Below are 16,153 nucleotides of genomic sequence, written 5' to 3'. Positions count from 1 at the left end.
TACCGATACGCGCATGGTCCGCGGCGCGTTTGCCGTGGTCATCGGCCTCGTGTTGTTGCGCCTCGCAGCCTCCGCATGGACGCCGCTGACCTTCGACGAAGCCTATTACTGGACCTGGTCGAAGCATCTCGCCGGCGGCTATTACGATCACCCGCCGATGGTCGCCGTCGTCATCCGCATCGGCACCCTGATCGCCGGCGATACGCCGCTCGGCGTCCGCCTGTTCTCCGTGCTGCTCACGCTGCCCATGAGCTGGGCGATCTATCGGGCCACGGAGCTCCTGTTCGGCGGCAAGCGCATCGCGGTGTCTGCGATGCTGCTGCTCAATGCGACCATGATCGTCTCGGTCGGCCTGATGATCGTGACACCCGATGCGCCGCTATTGGTCGCATCGAGCTTCGTCATTCTCGCACTGGCGCAGGTCGCCGCGACAGGGCGGGGCGTCTGGTGGCTCGCGGTCGGCGTCGCCGTCGGCCTCGCGCTGCTGTCGAAATACACCGCACTGTTCTTCGGCGCCGCGATCCTGATCTGGCTCGTCGCCGTGCCAAACAACCGCCGCTGGCTGATCTCGCTTTGGCCCTATCTCGGCGGCATCACCGCCTTCGCGGTGTTCTCGCCGGTGCTGTTGTGGAATGCCGATCACCAGTGGGTGTCGTTCATCAAGCAGCTCGGCCGCGCCCGGATCGATGAGTTCAGGGCCGCCTATATCGCCGAGCTGATCCCGACCCAGTTCATCTTCGCGACGCCTTTGGTCTTCATTCTCGGCACCATGGGCCTCTACGCGCTGGCCCGCCGTCCGTCCGGCGCGCTGTCGGCGCGGGTGCTGGTCAGCGCCATGGTCTGGGTCATCGCGCTGTATTTCGCCTGGCACGCGCTGCATGCGCGGGTCGAGGCCAACTGGTTCGCGCCGATCTATCCCGCCTTCGCCATCGCCGCCGCCGTCGCTGCCACCATGGTGCGGTGGCAGGGCCGGGCACAGCGCACCGTCGAGACCTGTCTGCGCTGGGCCACGCCGGTCGGCGCCGTGATGTTCGTGGCACTGGTGGTCCAGGCCAATACCGGCCTCCTGTCCGGCTACAAGCGCGATGCCACCGTGCGCAGCATCGGCGTCGGCTTCCCCGAACTCGCCGCCGAGATCGAGGCCGTCCGCCAGCGCACCGGCGCCACCTGCGTGCTGGGGCCGGACTATGGAACCACGAGCTGGCTGATGTTTTACCTGCCGAAAGGCACCTGTGTGGCCCAGCGTGGTCAACGCATTCGCTGGATCAACATGCCCGAGCCATCTGCGCAGCAACTGGCCGGCAAGCTATTGCTGGTCGCGAGCCCCGGCCTGATGAACGATCCCGACTGGCGCGGGACCTTCAGTCGCGTGGAAAAGGTCGCCGACCTCACGCGCAAGCGTGGCCCGCTGGTGATCGAGGATGTCGAGCTCGACCTGCTCGAAGGCCCGACCGGTGAGGTATTCGATCGCTCACTGCCGCCGGAACTCGGCGGCCGTTAAGCTCGTCCAAGAAAATTGCGAGCAGGATTGAACCTTCGTCCGGGGGGCGACGACCCATAACCGCACACAGACATGGGCGGTGATTGGGAAAATGGACAACACACAGCTTGCTTTCAGCAACCACTCCGACTTCACGACCAACCGGGCGCCTTTGCAGGACAGCCCATCGGCAGCCCCCACGCAGCCGGATGTCGTCAACCTGACCGATGTCGGCGGCCTGCGCGGCGCGCGTATCGCCAGCGTCATCAACCAGATCAATGAGAGCTTTGCCGACCAGCAGTTCTCGACCCGCGTGGTCGCCGAGAAGCTTGGTCTGTCCGTCCGCTACGTGCAGGATCTGCTGCAGGGCTCCGGCCTCAGCATCACCGATCGCATCATGCAGCTCCGCCTCGACAAGGCGCGCCGCATGCTCACCGAAGATCGGCAATGCGTGCTGAAGATCAGCGAAGTCGCCGGCAGCTGCGGGTTCAACGAGCTGTCCTATTTCCACCGCAGCTTCCGCCGCCGCTTCGGCGTGTCGCCGGCGAAGTTTCGTATTCAGTCGATGAATGGGTGAAGCGCGGCGCTTGTAGGATGGGTTGAGCGCAGGCGCATAGCGCCGGAGCGATACCCATCACCACATGCTTCGTACTTGTTGTGATGGGTATCGCTTCGCTCCACCCATCCTACGCATTCGCGGCTCACGTCTTTCTGAAATATTCCAGCGTCCCGCGGCCGATAACGTGATCCTCCGGGATCACTGCATCGGCCGCGATGTCTTGTGCCTTCGCCAGCCGCGCATAGAGCGCGCCAAAGTCGCGATAGCTCTCCTCCAGCAGCGTTTCGAAACTCTCGATCACGAAATAGGTCTGCTGGAAATCGTCGATGATATAATCCGTCCGCATCACCCGTTCGAGATCGAAGGCGATGCGGTTGGGCGAGGGGTCTTCCAGCGCGAACACGGACTCCGTCGCTGACGACAGGATGCCGGCGCCGAAGATACGCAGGCCATCCGCACTCTTCATCAGTCCGAACTCGATCGTGTACCAATACAGCCGCGCCAGGTTCTTCAGCTGGCCGAGCGCCATCGCCCGCTGGCCGCCTTTGCCATAGGCTTCCATGAAATCCGCATAGACGGGATTGGCCAGCAAGGGCACATGGCCGAACACGTCGTGAAAGATGTCCGGCTCCTGCAGATAGTCCATCTCGCTTTCCGGACGGATGAAGGCGCCGGCCGGGAAGCGGCGGTTGGCGAGATGGTCGAAGAACACCTCGTCCGGCACCAGCTCCGCGACGGGCACCACCTGCCAGCCCGTCAGCGGCATCAACCGTGCGCTCAGTTTGGCCATGTCGGGAATGCCGCCCTCGGAGAGCTGCAGCTTCTGCAGGGCGCTCAGGAATTCGTGGCAGGCGCGGCCGCGCAAGACGGTCTGCGCGCGGGCGAACAGCCGGTCCCAGCGGTCGTGCTCGGCAGCGGAATAGGACGTCCAGTCCTGATCAAGCGTGAAGTCGGCGCGGCGGGGCGCGACGAGATAGCGGTTCTTTCCGGTCGATTGATCCAGCGTGGTCATGACTCGCTCCGGTGCCAGCGCGAGTCTACGGCGCCGCCGGCCGTTGGTTCCCGGTCGCCTCCGCCTGCCGAATAGGCAGAAAGAAAGAATTTCTTTCTCCGACTGGCGGCACGATAGCGATCCACCAAGCCCGGGCCTGCATTTGCAAGGCGGTTTCCTTGCCGAAACGGTGGCCCGATGACATTTTTAGCTAGCTAACAAAGCTGCTTCCGAAGCTGTCGGATGTGCCGCAAGGCGCTCACGGCGGCAGCAAAAACAGCCACCATTGCCGGCTTCTGCCACCTGCTCACGCGAGCGGGACCGCGCGATTGTGTCTGCAGGCGGCAGCGAAACAACGTCTTTCAACCAAAGGATCACGATCGTGCGCTCCGCTTTGTTGTCCCGGCTTCTCTCTGCTGCTCTCGCCTCGGTCATGCTGACCACCGGCATTGGTGCAGCCTGTGCGGCTGACGTCTGGCCGAGCCGTCCGATCAAGCTCGTGGTCCCGTTCCCGCCGGGCGGCGCCGCCGATATTTCGGCGCGCGTGTTCGCCGACAAGCTCGGTGAATCCCTGAAGCAGACCGTGGTGGTCGAGAACAAGGCCGGTGCGGGCACAGCGATTGCGGCCGAAGCCGTCGCCAAGGCCGATCCCGATGGCTACACGCTGTCGCTGGCGCCGGCCGGTCAGCTCACCATCCTGCCGCATATCAACACCAAGGTGCAGTTCGACCCGTTCAAGAGCTTCACCCCGGTCTCGATCCTGACCTCGGTGCCCTATGTGCTCGCCGCCAGTCCCGACGCGCCGGTGTCGAACGTCAAGGAACTGGTGGCGGCTGCCAAGCGCGAGCCCGGCAAGTTCACCTATTCGTCCTGCGGCCCCGGCACGCTGTGCCATCTGAGCGGTGAACTGTTCAAGAGCCTCACCGACACCGATCTGCTGCACGTCCCGTTCAAGGGCTCGGCACCTGCGGTGAATGCGCTGCTCGGCAATCAGGTCAACCTGTCCTTCGATACGCTTACTGTGCTTGCCCCGCAGATCCGCGACGGCAAGGTGAAGGGTCTGCTCGTCACCAGCCGCGAGCGTTCGCCGCAACTGCCGAACGTGCCGACCGCTGCTGAAGCCGGCGTGAAGGACTTCGTCGTCGATAGCTGGTTCGGGCTCGTGGTGCCGGCCGGGACGCCCGACGCCATCGTTGATCGCCTGAATGCCGAAGTGGTCCGCATCGGCGCGCTGCCGGATGTGAAAGAACGCCTGGAAGCGCAGGGCCTCGACGTCACCACCTCGACCCGCGAAGCCTTCGCCAGGACCATCAAGGATGACCATGTCCGCTGGGGCAAGGTCGTGGATGCCGCCGGCGCCAAGCTGTATTGAGCTTCGGTCTAGCTATGAAATGAAGAAGGGCCGGGTTGAATTTCAACCCGGCCCTTCTCGTTTTCTGTAGGGTGGGCAAAGCGACTTGTCCGCCATAGCGCGAAGCGCGACGGCGCAAGCGTGCCCACCATTGTCGGTCGCGTGCGAAATGGTGGGCACGTCGCTTCGCGCCGTCGCCCACCCGACGTCTTACGCCGCCGCCTTCGCATCGATCGGATGCGGCGCACGAAATGCGACCGCCAGCCTGTTCCACACATTGATGGCGCCGATGGCCGTGGTGATCTTCACGCATTCGTCGTCGGAAAAATGCTTGCGGAGTTCGTCATAGGCGTCGTCCGGCGCGCGCGTCTGTGCGATCAGCGTGACCGCATCGACCCAGGCGAGCAGCGCGCGTTCGCGCGGCGTGTAAAGCGTCGCCTCGTGCCACACCGAGACGAGATTGATCCACTGCTCGCTGAGCCCGTCGTGCCGCGACTCCTTCACATGCATGTCCACGCAATAGGCGCAGCCATTGATGATCGAGGCGCGCAGCTTGATGAGATGGATGATCGCGGGCTCGAGGCCGCTCTCCTTCACCACATAGCGGTCGAGATTGTAGACGGCCTTGTAGGCGTCGGGGGAGGCCTTGGCGAAGTTGATACGCGGTGACATGACAGTTCTCCTTCGGTTAAGTGAGATCAGTTGGCGCTGCGGCGCCGTTCGTTGAGTTCGAGAAAGGCGCAACCGCGCGCGGCGATCGCGCCATCGCTGTCCTTGGACCGGAGATCGCCGAGCACATCGGCGAGGGTGACTTTTGCCAGTTCGTCGCGATAGACGCGCTCGGCGCGCAGCATCGCGGCATTGATGGAGCAGGGCGCTTTCGGCTTGCCCGGCAGCGGATTGGGACCGCGCTGGCGGATCTCGGCGCAGCGAAACGCGGGCGCCGTGCCTTCGATGGCGAGCACCAGATCGAGCAGCGTGATGTCCTGTGGCGCGCGGGCGAGGCGATAGCCGCCGGTCGGGCCTGGCTTCGCTGCGACAATGCCGGCGCCCGACAGCGCCTGCAGGTGCTTCAGCAGATAGCTGGTGGAGACACCGTGGAAGTCGGCGAGTGCGGCCGCCGACAGCACGCCATCACTGGTGAGTCCCGCCATCATGGCCACGCTGTGAATGGCCTGCTCGACACCATCGCTCATCTTCATCGGGAGACGCCTTCAACTAATCATGGATATTTATTGTCCGTGATTAGTTCGCATGTCAATGTGTGGGCGTAGGGCGGATGAGGCGAAGCCGTCATCCGCCGCGGAGTTTCAGCCATAACCTCGGCCGGCGGATGACGCTGCGCTCATCCGCCCTACGGGTCAAAGCCATTTGTTCTTATTTTGTTCTTGACAAAATTCCCATATTCATCATGATCCCTCCCGTCTCGTTCGGTGAGGGGCGCTCTCATGAGGCGTCTTTTGAGCGGAACGTAGATGCGGCGCCTGCGGGCTTGAGGCAAACGCAGCCTCTCGCACTCGGGTGGTCGAGGGTCACCGTCCGGGCCCAATACGGGGCCCTGCCGCTAGCGCGGCTGGACGTGGTGCGGGCGAAGGCGGAGAAATCCGTCGGATGACTCCCGATGGGAGTGCCCAGTACCCGGAAGAACGGTCCTTCGACTAACAAGACGTCGCGGTGGCGCGCCGTAAGGCGTTGCGCGGCTCAGGCTTGCTGGCGATCCAGCAGGCAGGGGCAGCGTCAAGTCCACTCACGTGCGCCTTGCGGCGTGCCACCTCCCCTCATGTCTGCGAGGGGAGACCTGCTCACACCTCGGACGCCACGAGCGCCGCGAGACTGCGAGAGCGTGGCTGTTTGACAGGTCGATCAGGAAGTCGCGCGCGGACCGTTGTGCTCCCTCCCTCAAGCGTGGCGCAGCCACGCGCAGTGGGGAGGGAGAAGAAATAATCTCTCAATTCACCAATTTCGGCCGCCGGATCGGCGCATCCTTCGCGTTCCCCAGCCCGATGCCGCTCACATGCAGCGAGGTCTCCCACAGCGGCTCCAGCGTCTTCAGCGAGGACAGCACGCGCAGTTCGACGCCGGCATCGCTCAGGGCCTTTTCGATATTGTCGATGCGCTCGACATTGATCGGCATGGTCGGTGCAGGCGACACCCACATGCCTGCATTGCCCAGTGACTCGAAGCCATCGGGCGCAAGCTCGTAGCGATAGATGGTGATCTGCGAGAGGCGGTCGAGCCAGCCGAGCTCGATATGCGCGACCATGCGGCAGGACGTCATCTTCTTGTAGGCGGTGAGATATTCCGGCGTCGTCGCCTCGGTTGGCCAGACGAAGACCCGCGGGCAATCACGCGGAAACAGATACATCGCCTGATGCCAGTCATCGATCGCCCACACCAGTGGCTCGGCAACCCCTTGCGGATCGGGCTGCGGCATCACGACGTCGATATTGCTCTGGGGGCTGAAATGGAACAGGCGCATCCGCGCACTCAATGACAGGTGCGCCTGAGGCGTCAATCCTTGCGATCTCTTTTCACGCGTGTGTCGGCAAGTCTGGTTCCGGAACGTCTTCCAATCACGGCACGTTCAACCCGCTTACGGAGGATATGTCATGACCGGTACCCTGACCCCCGCCGCCGACCTCGTGACGTCGAACACCTATCGCTTCCCCAATGAAAGCACTGATTATCGCGCCGCGCGCAATGCGCTGCTGGTCGAGGAGATCGAATTGCGCCGCCATATCGAGCGAGTCGCGGAGATGCGCCGCACGCTGCCCGATGGCGGGGCGGTGACGGCCAACTATCAATTCATCGGCGAGAGTGGCCCGGTATCCTTCGAAGGCCTGTTCGGCGACAAGCAGACGCTGGTGACCTACTCCTACATGTTCGGCCCACAACGCGAGCGGCCATGCCCGATGTGCACCTCGCTGCTGTCGGCCTGGGATGGCGAGGTGCCCGACATCACCCAGCGCGTCGCCCTGGCCGTGATCGCGCGCTCGCCCATCGCGCGACTCACGGCGTTCAAGCGCGAGCGCGGCTGGCACCATCTGCCGTTGTATTCCGACCCGTCCGGGGACTTCAGCCGGGACTATTTCGGGCTGACCAAGGAGGGCGGGGACGACGCCGCGTTCAATGTCTTCACCCGCCGGGACGGTTCCATCCGGCACTTCTGGGCCGGGGAGATGAGTGGCGCCACGGCCGATCCCGGCCAGGACCCCCGCGGCGCCCCCGACCTGATGCCGATCTGGACCATCCTCGATTGCACCCCGGAAGGGCGTGGAACCGACTGGTATCCAAAGCTGAATTATTAACAAATTCAGCAGCTTGAGCTTGTGATCCGGCGGATTGTGACGGCGGCTGGATCGGTTGCCAATCGCGCAGAACAGTTCCAGACAAGGCGCGACGGCTAAAGTTCCCTCAGAATTGAGTGCGTCAGGCCGGATGGGTGCCGACGAGGCCGGGGATTTGTGTCCCGAAACGGGACGTAAAAAACCACCGCAGGCACGTTAATTTCTCTTCACCTGGCACGCAAAAAGGCCATTATTGGCAGGCTTTTAGACGCCGATGGGGACTTGGTGGGGATCTTCCGATTAATCCGCATTTAACTAAAACTCGCCTTAATGGCGCTTCGCATTCCTGCGGGATTGCTGCCGTGGATGGTTTGGTCCACTGGCGCAAGTCTCCCGGGACGCGCAGTCATTTTGTGTGGACGTCAGGCGTATGAGTAATCGTGGACGAGCGTTGAATTCCCGAGCGCCCTCTCGCCAAGGCCAGGCAGTGACGAACACGCTTTCCAACAATTCCCGGTCGACCAATTCACGCACGTTCTTCTGGGCAGGCGCCGCATTGGCAGCGGTTGCTCTCACCGGCGGATGGACGCTCGCCGGTAAGCTTTTCCACTCCGGCGAACTCGAACCGGCGATGGTGACTGCAAGCCTCGGTCCCGATTCCGGTGTCGGTAACTCGTCCTTCGCGGAGCGCTTCAATCAGCGCACCGAAGCCAACGCCAATTTCTCCGACCGTTTCGAGCCTGCACGCCGCACGCCGCTGGCTGGCTCCGCGCCGATGGCGGCACCGAAGCAGGATCGCGGACAGGTCGCCTGGTTCGCGCCGAATTCCATGGGCGCCTCGCCGGATCGTTTCGCGCGCCGCGTTGCCGATCAGCCGACCGTGCCTGCGCCTGCTGTGAAGTCGCAGGAAGTCGCCCTGATGCAGCCGTCGCCGACGGTGAAGCAACTCATTGCCAGCATCCCGATGCCCGCCGTGCGTCCGCAGGATGCGCGCGAGACATCACAAGGCAATCAGCAGACCGCACAGGCGCCGACGCCGAAGGGCGGCGCTTATGGTCATGACGCACTGGTGCAGCGCGCCCGCATGGCGCTGGCCTCGCAGCCGAAGAACGCCAGCCTCAACATCTTCGAAAAACTGTTCGGCGGCAGCGCGCCGAAGAACGGCCCGGTGCTCGCTTATGCCGGCCATGACGGCGGCGTGCTGCCGAATGGCCAGGATGCCGAGCCAGCCGCCGACCAGCCCGGCGAAATCGATCGTCTGACGGCCGTCTATGACATCACCGCAAAGCGCGTCTACATGCCCGACGGCACGCGGCTGGAAGCCCATTCCGGTCTCGGCTCGCGCATGGACAATCCGTCCTACGCCCATGAGCGCATGCGCGGCGTGACGCCGCCGCACATCTACGATCTCAAGCCACGCGAAGCTCTCTTCCACGGAGTGCCCGCGCTGCGCATGACGCCCATCGGCGGCGAGAGCGCCATCTATGGCCGCAATGGTCTCCTGACCCACAGCTACCTGCTCGGGCCGAACGGCGACTCCAACGGCTGCATTTCCTTCAAGGAATACGACAAGTTCATCCAGGCCTATCGCCGCGGTGAAGTGAAGCGCATCGTGGTTGTCGCCAAGCTCGACTAAGTTCTGGCTTGAGCCTTGCGCGCGCGCCCGCTGATCACGCTCAGCGAAAATCGACACTGCGCAAGATGATTCCGCGCGGCGTTCCTTCGAACTCGTTCTTCTCGAATTTCTTGTTCGCGCTGTCCTCGATGCGATCGCGCAGCCGCAGGAATTGTTCTTCGCGCTGCTCCGGCTTCGTGCGGCTCGATTGATCGAGATCGTCCATGGCCGATGTCGAGATGGCGCAAGCGACCTCCGCCTCTGCGTTCATCATCGAGAAGCGTACGACACCCCGGTCATCGTCAAAGCTCTGATAAGCGCCGCTGGTGAGGGCCATCATGGCCTCCTTTATTGTCGTTTGCTGCCTGCAGGATCAGTTGCTCTCGGCAAGCCGCGTGAAATCGTCGAGCACCATGGCAATCAGGTCGCGATGGCGGGTGTCCTGCGGACCGAGCGACGCGGCGTAGAGATTGAGAACGTAGCGCGCATTGGCAGCTGCTTCCGGCCAGGTACTCGCGCGCGTGGCGAGCAATTGCACTTCGATCTCGCTCTGGCGATCGCGCAAGTCTTTCGCGTTCGCTTCGACATCCGCTAGCGCCCGGCGCAGATCGGTCGCCTTCTGCGCGGCCATGCCGCGGCGGCTGTCGAGTTCGACGGGCTCATCCGTCATCGGGCACGCTCGCATCGATGCGCTGCGCATCGGACAGTTCGATCGAGCCGATGGAAATCATCTCCATGGAATTGCCATGCGGCGGCGCGCAAGGCACCGTGATCATTGTGGCTGTGCGCCGATAGCTTGCAAAGGACAGGCCTTCGATCATCTCTTCATCGGTGACGACATCGTAAGTGCCAGCGGGAAGCAGCCGGTCGATGCTGGTCAGCCGAAACGGATGCTTGAACGTGATGCTTTCGCGCCGCGATCTGGTCGTCATGCGCGCGCACCGCTGTAAAGGTCTGGCATCGCATGACGGTGCGCCTATTCGTGGCGATTAGCTATCTATTTCTGGGCAGCAGGATCAATCGCGCTGCCATGCCGCGCTTTATGCTCGCAATTGCCGGAGAGAACTGTGCATGCTGTTGAAGCAATGAGGCAATTCGCATGAGGTGCATCGCATGAAGATCCGCGTCGGCTACGAGATGGTCTATGATTTCCCGCAGGCCACGCCGATGCTGATCGTGATGGGCACGCATTTCACCCGGATGTCGGACGTCATCGTGCCGGATTTCCTGGTCACCGAGCCTGCCGTGCCGATCACGCCCTATCGCGATGGCTTCGGCAATTGGTGCAGCCGCATCGTGGCGCCGGCCGGTCGGATGCGGCTGACCGCGGATGGCATCGTCAATGACAGCGGCAAGCCCGATGCCATCGTGCCGGGGGCATTTCAGCATGCGGTGGAAGATCTGCCGGCGGAGACCATCGTCTATCTGCTCGGCAGCCGCTATTGCGAGACCGATCGGCTGTCGGAGACCGCGTGGCAACTGTTTGAGAAAACCGAACCGGGCTGGGCGCGCGTGCAGGCGATCTGCGATTTCGTGCACAATCACATCGCCTTCAACTACATGGATGCCCGCGCCACCATGACCGCGTTTGATGTTTATAACGAAGGCAAGGGCGTGTGCCGCGATTACGCGCATCTCGCCATCACATTCTGCCGCTGCATGAATATTCCTGCGCGCTATTGTACCGGCTATCTCGGCGATATCGGCATGCCGAAGCCGTGGGCCGATGGCGACTTTGCCGGCTGGTTCGAGGCCTATCTCGGCGGCGCCTGGCATACATTCGATGCCCGCAACAACATCCCGCGCATCGGCCGCGTGCTGATCGCCCAGGGCCGCGATGCGGCCGATGTTCCGATCACGCAGACATTCGGGCCGAATACGCTGCTGAGCTTCAAGGTATGGACCGACGAAGTCGATGAAGGCGTCGCGCCGCGCCCGAATTGATTCGCGGGCGAAACGCCGCCATTTTCAGCAGCCATGCGCGGGCATATGGGGGAACTGAGAGCGGGGTGATGAATTTGATTTGTCACAAGCGCGGAGGACACCCGACCATGGCCTCGAATACTGTGACCTTGAATACAAATGTCTCGAAGCTCGCATCCACCATGATGGCGGCAGCCATGATGATCGGAACCGTTGCCACGGCGCATGCGCAGGGTGGCACCGAGGCGCAGCGCGAGGCCTGCATGCCCGACGCGTTCAAACTGTGTGCGACGTCGATGCCTGATGAGGGCCGCGTGGAGAATTGCTTGCGCGCCGCAGGGCCACGATTGAGTCGCGCCTGCTACGACGTGTTTTATCCCCAGCAGGCCGCCGCACCCAATCAGGTCACACGCGGCCAAGCGCCGACGCGTGATCGCATGCAGCCATCGGCACCGCAGCGCCCGCAGAATCCATCCATGCCACAGGTGCCGCCGGGACCCGAGCCCGACGACGAGTGAGCGACGCGAGCCGGAAATGATAAAGGCGGCGCTGATCTGCGCCGCCTTTATCCTATGCGCGCAAGCCGACGCTTAGCGGCAGACTCGAACCTTGTTCACGACGCGACGCCCATAAGGGCCACGCTTCACGACCGTGCGCACGGTGCAGACCGGACCGCGACGAATGATGGTGGTGCGGCCAGCGTGATGCGGACGGCCGTGATAGTGGCGATGCTGCGACGAGAAGTCCGTGAGCGGCGCCGCGACATTCGTCTTGTCGATGGTGATTGTCGTCGCAGACGCAGGCGAGACAAGCGAGGCCAGACCAATCGCGGCGGCAGCGGCAATGGCAAAAGCAAATTTCTTCACGGTTATTCTCCTTGACGCAGGCCGATAAGGTTATCGGCGCATGCGCGAGAGTTACGTGTTTCGAATGAACCGAAGCTGAAGAAAATGCGGCGGGAAGGGGGCGTGTGTGACGATGCCGCTCGCACGTGTCCTTCAGAACCGAAAAGCCCCGGCATCGCTGCCGGAGCTTCCGTCTGCTTCGGAGCGAATGTCGGCGCGTTTGATTATCGCGCGCCACCCGTGACATGCAGAGTCTCGCCCGTCACGTAAGACGCTGCATCCGATGCGAGGAACGCCACCACCGACGCGATCTCTTCAACCTTGCCGACGCGGCCGAGCGGCGTCACGCTCTCGACCCAGTTGCGCATCTCGCCTTCATGAAAACCGGCCGACACCACGCCTTCGGTGACGATCATGCCGGGATTGACCGCATTGACACGGATCTTCTTCGGCGCGAGTTCTTTCGACAGCACCGATGTGATGGCATCCACCGACGCCTTGGTGGCGGTGTAGACCGCGCTGTTCGGCGGTGCCATCGTCGAGACGCCCGACGAGATATTGATGATGCTGCCGCCATTCGGATTGAAATGCCGCACGGCCTCCTGCGAGGCCTGCAGCAACCCCAGCACGTTCACGCCGAACTGGCTGTGAAAGTGCTCCGGCGTGATGCCGTCGAGCGGGGAGAAAGCGTAGATGCCTGCATTGTTGACCAGGATGTCGATCGGCCCGAACGCCTTGACCGTCTCGGCCACGGCCGCTGCAGCGCCGCCCGATGAGGAGAGATCGCCATGCACCGCGACCGCCTTGCCGCCCTTCGCCGTGATGGCGGCCACGACCTTGTCGGCGCCAGCCTTGCTCGACGCATAATTGACGCCGACCGCAGCGCCAGCCGCGGCCAGCTGAATGGCGATCTCGGCGCCGATTCCCTTCGATGCGCCGGTCACCAGCACCACTTTGCCTTCGAATGTCTTGGTCATGATCGTGATCCCTATTGGGTGCTTCAGTAGTTCGGAAGTATGGGACTATTGAACAAGCGCAAGGGGGCGCCTATATCTTTTTTCATGGCACAGTTCGTTCACCCCGCGACGAAAGACATCACGCTAGCAGGCGTGCTGTCCGCGCTGGCCGATCCCATCCGGCTGCAGATCGTCCGCGGCCTGTTGCAGGAGAGCGGCTGCCTGTCCTGCACGGCGGCCTCGCCATGCCCGACCATCGCCAAGTCCACATTGTCGAACCATTTTCGCGTGCTGCGCGAGGCCGGCTTGGTGCAAACCAGCAAGAAGGGCGTGGAGCATCAGAACACGGTGCGGGCGGCAGATATCGAGGCGCGGTTTCCGGGGCTGCTGATGGCGATCCTGGCGCATTCGATGAGTGACGCAACTCCAAGCGCGTAACCGCCGTGGACGGTATCTCTTTTTTGCGATAATACCGGATCATGCGATGGGTTGTTGAGACGCTCAACTCGACCGTGGACTCGGAGATCGCAGCGTTGCCCGCAGACATGCGGGCGCGCTTTGTTCGTTTGACCGAACTCATCGAACAGCTTGGCTTCGAGGCGTTACCCCGCGACAGCGTCAAGCATCTCGAAGACAGGCTGTGGTAGCTGCGGATCACCGGCCGCGACGGCATTTCGCGTGCGATCTACGTCACGGCGTCGGGCCGGCGCGTTGTTGTGGTGCGGGCTTTCATCAAGAAGACGCAGAAGACGCCAACGCGCGAACTTGCGCTCGCCCGGCAGCGTGCACGGGATGTCAGGTAAGGAATGAGGCTATGACGAAGATCAAGGATCTGCACAAGACCTGGAGCAAGGACGCGGCGTATCGCAAGGAATACGACGCGCTGGAAGAAGAGTTCACGGTGATGGCTGCCATCGCCAAGGCGCGGCGTCGTGCCGGTCTCAGCCAAGCCGAACTGGCGCGCCGCATGAACACGACCCAAAGCACGGTGGCGCGGCTGGAGAGCGGGCGAGGGCAGCCATCGACGCGGACTCTGTTACGCTTCGCGAAGGCGACGGGGCACACGCTGAAGATCAGTTTTCAGCCGGTGAAGGCGAAGAACTAGCGCATTAAAAGTGGGAGAACAGGAGTTGGCTCGCGACAAATTGGCTGGCGGACTGAAGTTGATTTTTGACGGTATAGAACTGTTACAAGGCTCTTTCAAAAATCGTAAGTTCACGATCGATGGTCGGTTGGTCGGCGATAGCCGATCACTTCGGACATCGTAGGAACTTTGGGATAACTCAGATATCGCTCCCAATAGCGAAGTTGCGAGAATTGTCGGCGACAGTGCCTCAACGGGCCAGAATAAAGCAGCGCAGTAGATAGTTGACGTGAGAGCCTAAGGTCCAGGTTGCCAAACAAAAACCCCGGCATCGCTGCCGGGGTTCTGCATTTGATAGTTCTGAGCAGCTCGGACTTAGAAGTCCATGCCGCCCATGCCGCCGCCCGGAGGCATGCCGCCGCCGGCTGCGCCGCCCTTCTTGGGCAGTTCAGCGACCATGGCTTCGGTCGTGATCAGCAGCGAGGCAACCGAGGCTGCGTTCTGGATGGCTGCACGCACAACCTTGGTCGGGTCGATGATGCCCTTCTTGAGCATGTCGCCATAGGTGCCAGACTGCGAGTCGAAGCCGTAAGCGTAGGTCGCGGTTTCGAGCACCTTGCCGACGATGACCGAACCGTCTTCGCCTGCATTGACGGCGATCTGGCGGGCCGGAGCCGACAGGGCCTTGCGGACGATCTCGACGCCGGTCTTCTGGTCGTCGTTGGCGGTCTTGATCTTCTTCAGCTGTTCCGAAGCGCGGAGCAGAGCGACGCCGCCGCCGGGGACGATGCCTTCTTCAACCGCTGCGCGGGTCGCATGCATCGCGTCATCAACGCGGTCCTTGCGCTCCTTGACTTCGACTTCGGTCGCGCCGCCGACGCGGATGACGGCAACGCCGCCAGCCAGCTTGGCGAGACGCTCCTGCAGCTTCTCACGGTCGTAGTCCGACGTGGTCTCTTCGATCTGCGCCTTGATCTGCGCCACGCGGGCTTCGATGTCGGCCTTCTTGCCGGCGCCGTTGACGATGGTGGAGTTTTCCTTGTCGATCATCACCTTCTTGGCGCGGCCGAGCATGGCGAGGGTGACGTTCTCCATCTTGATGCCGAGATCTTCCGAGATGGCCTGGCCGCCGGTCAGGATCGCGATGTCCTGCAGCATGGCCTTGCGGCGATCGCCGAAGCCCGGAGCCTTGACGGCAGCAACCTTGAGGCCGCCACGCAGACGGTTGACGACGAGGGTGGCGAGGGCTTCGCCTTCGACGTCTTCCGCGACGATGACGAGCGGCTTGCCGGTCTGCACGACGGCTTCGAGCAGCGGCAGCATCTCGTTCAGCGAGGAGAGCTTCTTCTCGTTGATCAGGATGTAGGCGTCGTCGAATTCAACGCGCATCTTGTCGGCATTGGTGACGAAGTAGGGCGAGATGTAGCCGCGGTCGAACTGCATGCCTTCGACGACGTCGAGTTCGGTTTCGAGCGACTTGGCTTCTTCAACCGTGATGACGCCCTCGTTGCCGACCTTCTTCATGGCGTCAGCCAGGAACTTGCCGATTTCCGAGTCGCCATTCGCCGAGATGGTGCCAACCTGGGCGATCTCGTCGTTCGAGGTGACCTTCTTGGAGTTCTTGACGAGGTCGGCGACCACGGCTTCCACAGCCAGGTCGATGCCGCGCTTCAGATCCATCGGGTTCATGCCGGCGGCGACCGACTTGGCGCCTTCCTTCACGATGGCCTGGGCCAGCACGGTCGCGGTGGTGGTGCCGTCGCCAGCTGCGTCAGCCGACTTCGAAGCCACTTCGCGCACCATCTGGGCGCCCATGTTCTCGAACTTGTCCTCGAGCTCGATTTCCTTGGCGACGGTGACGCCGTCCTTGGTGATGCGCGGGGCGCCGAACGACTTCTCGATCACGACGTTGCGGCCCTTCGGACCGAGCGTGACCTTCACTGCATTGGCGAGGATGTCCACGCCGCGCAGCATCTTGTCGCGCGCGTCAACGCCGAATTTAACTTCTTTGGAAGCCATGTTGGATGTCCTTGAATATCAAAAGGGAAGGGGAAGGAAGGAG

At 62.7% G+C, this 16,153-nt stretch carries 21 protein-coding genes; 11 read left to right on the top strand and 10 right to left on the bottom strand.

The features are described from left to right. Positions 1-13: 13 nt before the first annotated feature. Positions 14-1,501, top strand: coding sequence for a glycosyltransferase family 39 protein (locus tag ACIQ2A_RS00865; RefSeq protein WP_398474778.1), 1,488 nt, complete (start codon positions 14-16; stop codon positions 1,499-1,501). A 91-nt stretch (positions 1,502-1,592) separates the two neighbouring features. Then, on the top strand, positions 1,593-2,057 hold the full coding sequence (locus ACIQ2A_RS00860; protein WP_398474735.1) for a helix-turn-helix domain-containing protein: 465 nt from the start codon (positions 1,593-1,595) through the stop codon (positions 2,055-2,057). A gap of 124 nt (positions 2,058-2,181) precedes the next feature. Here ACIQ2A_RS00860 and phhA read toward each other — a convergent pair whose 3' ends face one another. Next, the gene (gene phhA, locus ACIQ2A_RS00855; RefSeq protein WP_398474733.1) at positions 2,182-3,051 is read right to left on the bottom strand and encodes a phenylalanine 4-monooxygenase; all 870 of its coding nucleotides are present in this window, start codon (positions 3,049-3,051) and stop codon (positions 2,182-2,184) included. Between the two features lie 361 nt (positions 3,052-3,412). Here phhA and ACIQ2A_RS00850 point away from each other — a divergent pair, with 361 nt between their 5' ends. Next, positions 3,413-4,402 (top strand): Bug family tripartite tricarboxylate transporter substrate binding protein, encoded by a 990-nt coding sequence (locus ACIQ2A_RS00850; protein ID WP_398474731.1) that lies wholly within the window; start codon positions 3,413-3,415, stop codon positions 4,400-4,402. A 189-nt stretch (positions 4,403-4,591) separates the two neighbouring features. Here ACIQ2A_RS00850 and ACIQ2A_RS00845 read toward each other — a convergent pair whose 3' ends face one another. The 3 genes from ACIQ2A_RS00845 to ACIQ2A_RS00835 form a co-directional block, all read right to left on the bottom strand. After that, entirely contained in the window at positions 4,592-5,053 is a 462-nt protein-coding gene (locus tag ACIQ2A_RS00845; RefSeq protein WP_398474729.1) for a carboxymuconolactone decarboxylase family protein, read from the bottom strand. Between the two features lie 26 nt (positions 5,054-5,079). Further along, entirely contained in the window at positions 5,080-5,583 is a 504-nt protein-coding gene (locus ACIQ2A_RS00840) for an RrF2 family transcriptional regulator (protein WP_398474727.1), read from the bottom strand. A 746-nt stretch (positions 5,584-6,329) separates the two neighbouring features. Beyond that, on the bottom strand, positions 6,330-6,860 hold the full coding sequence (locus ACIQ2A_RS00835) for a DUF6886 family protein (RefSeq protein WP_398474725.1): 531 nt from the start codon (positions 6,858-6,860) through the stop codon (positions 6,330-6,332). Positions 6,861-6,990: 130 nt separating this feature from the next. On the opposite strand from ACIQ2A_RS00835, the gene ACIQ2A_RS00830 reads away from it, so the two are divergent. Both ACIQ2A_RS00830 and ACIQ2A_RS00825 read left to right on the top strand, forming a co-directional pair. After that, on the top strand, positions 6,991-7,689 hold the full coding sequence (locus ACIQ2A_RS00830; protein WP_398474723.1) for a DUF899 family protein: 699 nt from the start codon (positions 6,991-6,993) through the stop codon (positions 7,687-7,689). A gap of 466 nt (positions 7,690-8,155) precedes the next feature. Further along, positions 8,156-9,304: a DUF2778 domain-containing protein gene (locus ACIQ2A_RS00825; protein WP_398474721.1), complete on the top strand. Its 1,149-nt coding sequence runs from the start codon at positions 8,156-8,158 to the stop codon at positions 9,302-9,304. Positions 9,305-9,344: 40 nt separating this feature from the next. On the opposite strand, the gene ACIQ2A_RS00820 is transcribed toward ACIQ2A_RS00825, so the two are convergent. Genes ACIQ2A_RS00820 through ACIQ2A_RS00810 form a run of 3 tightly spaced genes read right to left on the bottom strand, consistent with a single transcriptional unit; the run spans position 9,345 to position 10,215 of the window. Next, complete coding sequence (locus tag ACIQ2A_RS00820) at positions 9,345-9,620, bottom strand: DUF1488 family protein (protein WP_398474719.1); 276 nt, start codon at positions 9,618-9,620, stop codon at positions 9,345-9,347. Between the two features lie 36 nt (positions 9,621-9,656). After that, positions 9,657-9,953: a hypothetical protein gene (locus ACIQ2A_RS00815; RefSeq protein ID WP_398474717.1), complete on the bottom strand. Its 297-nt coding sequence runs from the start codon at positions 9,951-9,953 to the stop codon at positions 9,657-9,659. Continuing rightward, positions 9,943-10,215: a hypothetical protein gene (locus tag ACIQ2A_RS00810; protein ID WP_398474715.1), complete on the bottom strand. Its 273-nt coding sequence runs from the start codon at positions 10,213-10,215 to the stop codon at positions 9,943-9,945. Before ACIQ2A_RS00810 ends, ACIQ2A_RS00815 begins: the two co-directional genes overlap by 11 nt. Before the next feature lie 181 nt (positions 10,216-10,396). On the opposite strand from ACIQ2A_RS00810, the gene ACIQ2A_RS00805 reads away from it, so the two are divergent. Both ACIQ2A_RS00805 and ACIQ2A_RS00800 read left to right on the top strand, forming a co-directional pair. Then, entirely contained in the window at positions 10,397-11,227 is an 831-nt protein-coding gene (locus ACIQ2A_RS00805) for a transglutaminase family protein (RefSeq protein WP_398474713.1), read from the top strand. A gap of 107 nt (positions 11,228-11,334) precedes the next feature. Continuing rightward, entirely contained in the window at positions 11,335-11,724 is a 390-nt protein-coding gene (locus ACIQ2A_RS00800) for a hypothetical protein (RefSeq protein WP_398474711.1), read from the top strand. 72 nt (positions 11,725-11,796) lie between these two features. Here ACIQ2A_RS00800 and ACIQ2A_RS00795 read toward each other — a convergent pair whose 3' ends face one another. Together ACIQ2A_RS00795 and ACIQ2A_RS00790 are read right to left on the bottom strand one after the other, a co-directional pair. Then, positions 11,797-12,072: a hypothetical protein gene (locus tag ACIQ2A_RS00795; protein ID WP_398474709.1), complete on the bottom strand. Its 276-nt coding sequence runs from the start codon at positions 12,070-12,072 to the stop codon at positions 11,797-11,799. A gap of 203 nt (positions 12,073-12,275) precedes the next feature. Beyond that, the gene (locus ACIQ2A_RS00790; RefSeq protein ID WP_398474707.1) at positions 12,276-13,028 is read right to left on the bottom strand and encodes an SDR family NAD(P)-dependent oxidoreductase; all 753 of its coding nucleotides are present in this window, start codon (positions 13,026-13,028) and stop codon (positions 12,276-12,278) included. An 84-nt stretch (positions 13,029-13,112) separates the two neighbouring features. Here ACIQ2A_RS00790 and ACIQ2A_RS00785 point away from each other — a divergent pair, with 84 nt between their 5' ends. From ACIQ2A_RS00785 to ACIQ2A_RS00770, 4 genes are read left to right on the top strand one after another with little or no spacing between them, the layout of a single operon-like run. Further along, positions 13,113-13,445 carry an ArsR/SmtB family transcription factor gene (locus ACIQ2A_RS00785; protein WP_398474705.1) on the top strand — a complete coding sequence of 111 codons (333 nt, stop codon included), beginning with the start codon at positions 13,113-13,115 and terminating at the stop codon, positions 13,443-13,445. A gap of 41 nt (positions 13,446-13,486) precedes the next feature. Next, positions 13,487-13,654 carry a hypothetical protein gene (locus ACIQ2A_RS00780; protein WP_398474703.1) on the top strand — a complete coding sequence of 56 codons (168 nt, stop codon included), beginning with the start codon at positions 13,487-13,489 and terminating at the stop codon, positions 13,652-13,654. After that, positions 13,655-13,810 carry a type II toxin-antitoxin system RelE/ParE family toxin gene (locus ACIQ2A_RS00775; protein WP_398474776.1) on the top strand — a complete coding sequence of 52 codons (156 nt, stop codon included), beginning with the start codon at positions 13,655-13,657 and terminating at the stop codon, positions 13,808-13,810. It begins immediately after the preceding gene. A gap of 11 nt (positions 13,811-13,821) precedes the next feature. Further along, positions 13,822-14,112 carry a helix-turn-helix domain-containing protein gene (locus ACIQ2A_RS00770; protein WP_398474701.1) on the top strand — a complete coding sequence of 97 codons (291 nt, stop codon included), beginning with the start codon at positions 13,822-13,824 and terminating at the stop codon, positions 14,110-14,112. A gap of 354 nt (positions 14,113-14,466) precedes the next feature. Here ACIQ2A_RS00770 and groL read toward each other — a convergent pair whose 3' ends face one another. Beyond that, positions 14,467-16,110, bottom strand: a complete 1,644-nt coding sequence (gene groL / locus ACIQ2A_RS00765; RefSeq protein ID WP_398474699.1) for a chaperonin GroEL — start codon at positions 16,108-16,110, stop codon at positions 14,467-14,469. Between the last annotated feature and the right edge of the window lie 43 nt (positions 16,111-16,153).

Origin of the sequence: Tardiphaga sp., from assembly GCF_044336785.1 — a bacterium.
Lineage (GTDB): Bacteria > Pseudomonadota > Alphaproteobacteria > Rhizobiales > Xanthobacteraceae > Tardiphaga.
The sequence above is the reverse complement of the archived record's forward strand: the minus strand, read 5'-3'. Positions and strand labels throughout refer to the sequence as shown.

Coding starts and splice junctions, on each gene's coding strand:
- ACIQ2A_RS00865 (WP_398474778.1), top strand. CDS start 14: ATGGTCCGCGGCGCGTTTGCCGTGGTCATCGGCCTCGTGTTGTTGCGC.
- ACIQ2A_RS00860 (WP_398474735.1), top strand. CDS start 1,593: ATGGACAACACACAGCTTGCTTTCAGCAACCACTCCGACTTCACGACC.
- phhA (WP_398474733.1), bottom strand. CDS start 3,051: ATGACCACGCTGGATCAATCGACCGGAAAGAACCGCTATCTCGTCGCG.
- ACIQ2A_RS00845 (WP_398474729.1), bottom strand. CDS start 5,053: ATGTCACCGCGTATCAACTTCGCCAAGGCCTCCCCCGACGCCTACAAG.
- ACIQ2A_RS00840 (WP_398474727.1), bottom strand. CDS start 5,583: ATGAAGATGAGCGATGGTGTCGAGCAGGCCATTCACAGCGTGGCCATG.
- ACIQ2A_RS00835 (WP_398474725.1), bottom strand. CDS start 6,860: ATGCGCCTGTTCCATTTCAGCCCCCAGAGCAATATCGACGTCGTGATG.
- ACIQ2A_RS00830 (WP_398474723.1), top strand. CDS start 6,991: ATGACCGGTACCCTGACCCCCGCCGCCGACCTCGTGACGTCGAACACC.
- ACIQ2A_RS00820 (WP_398474719.1), bottom strand. CDS start 9,620: ATGGCCCTCACCAGCGGCGCTTATCAGAGCTTTGACGATGACCGGGGT.
- ACIQ2A_RS00815 (WP_398474717.1), bottom strand. CDS start 9,953: ATGACGGATGAGCCCGTCGAACTCGACAGCCGCCGCGGCATGGCCGCG.
- ACIQ2A_RS00810 (WP_398474715.1), bottom strand. CDS start 10,215: ATGACGACCAGATCGCGGCGCGAAAGCATCACGTTCAAGCATCCGTTT.
- ACIQ2A_RS00805 (WP_398474713.1), top strand. CDS start 10,397: ATGAAGATCCGCGTCGGCTACGAGATGGTCTATGATTTCCCGCAGGCC.
- ACIQ2A_RS00800 (WP_398474711.1), top strand. CDS start 11,335: ATGGCCTCGAATACTGTGACCTTGAATACAAATGTCTCGAAGCTCGCA.
- ACIQ2A_RS00790 (WP_398474707.1), bottom strand. CDS start 13,028: ATGACCAAGACATTCGAAGGCAAAGTGGTGCTGGTGACCGGCGCATCG.
- ACIQ2A_RS00785 (WP_398474705.1), top strand. CDS start 13,113: ATGGCACAGTTCGTTCACCCCGCGACGAAAGACATCACGCTAGCAGGC.
- ACIQ2A_RS00780 (WP_398474703.1), top strand. CDS start 13,487: ATGCGATGGGTTGTTGAGACGCTCAACTCGACCGTGGACTCGGAGATC.
- ACIQ2A_RS00770 (WP_398474701.1), top strand. CDS start 13,822: ATGACGAAGATCAAGGATCTGCACAAGACCTGGAGCAAGGACGCGGCG.
- groL (WP_398474699.1), bottom strand. CDS start 16,110: ATGGCTTCCAAAGAAGTTAAATTCGGCGTTGACGCGCGCGACAAGATG.